Source organism: Roseococcus thiosulfatophilus (genome assembly GCF_017311575.1).
Classification (GTDB): domain Bacteria; phylum Pseudomonadota; class Alphaproteobacteria; order Acetobacterales; family Acetobacteraceae; genus Roseococcus; species Roseococcus thiosulfatophilus.
Window position 1 is genome coordinate 1 of record NZ_JAFFQY010000046.1, and the last position, 1,087, is coordinate 1,087.

A 1,087-nucleotide genomic window follows, 5' to 3' on the forward strand; every position below is an offset into this window, starting at 1 on the left:
CAGGGCCTTGTCTGGGCGACGTGCTGGAGGCCGTGCCCGTGACGATGCTGGGCGAGGAGGTGCATGTGCCGGCGGAGGCGGGGCGGTAGCAGACCGTAAAGTCGATATTCTAACGTTGTATCTCCTACGCTGAAGTGCGCGCCAGAGCGACAGCATCTTCCTCGACCGAACTGACCCAACCGCTAACTCCGCCAACGAGTCGGGGAGCCTTCTATCTTGGCTGTTCCGCTTATGGTGTCCTTCACTGGAAGGGACCTCGCGCTACCTATTCATTTTTTAAGCGCTCCCACTCGCCGATCAGCAGTTTGTAATTCTTGCGGAAAACCGCCTCTTCGTTACCTTGCAGGGGCGTCGTCTCCGGGGAGAATAACGCCCGACGAAGAGGGTCGATAATGCGCATGTCGCCTGGATCAAGCCCTGTGAGGGCTTTCTGCATCACCCATAAGCCCAGCCTTCCGCCTTCTTCAGGCAGAATAGGGTCCTCACTGAAGTAGGGGTACACAACGCGGGTATATTTTCCCTCGACGCGCGCATGGAGCGCATCCCTTGTACGGATTGTCCCTCCGAGATCCTCAATTCGTAAGTTGCCGTGCACACTTTGGGGGACGATCTCGACTATCTGGTTTGACGACCGTAATTTTGCATTCAGCAACTCCAGAACGCCGTCTTTTAGAAGTGGGTATAGCCTCTTGAAATTCCTGTTTGTATTTATGCGGTCATCGGTAAGTTGTGCTAGATCGCCGTCGCCAGCTATATGTTTTTTGACGTCTGACCAGAACGGCAAATGGAAATCGCCGCCCTGGCTTCTATTCCCGCCAGCTTCCTTTCGACGGTCAAGCCGAATATCGCCCTTCAAAATTGTCCGCCGCAACGATTGCGGTGCATAAAACAATTGCAGGGCCTTTCGCAGAGGAATATCCAGAACAGACATACATGACCCACTTGCAAGGTTAAAGAACAAGCATCGCGTCACTTTTAGGTTGAGGCAAGGGAAAAATTGCCTGCTAATATAAACGGCTGACTCGAGATATCTAGATGGTAGCTCGGTATGCCCTGCTGCAGCTGCACCATGCTGGAGTCGTCCGTC

General features: G+C 53.7%; 1 protein-coding gene. It reads right to left on the reverse strand.

The window, feature by feature from the left end; translation table 11 throughout:
- Positions 1 to 265 precede the first annotated feature (265 nt).
- On the reverse strand, positions 266 to 1,087 hold an 822-nt coding region (locus JTN19_RS14485; RefSeq protein WP_206934097.1), incomplete at its 5' end, for a hypothetical protein.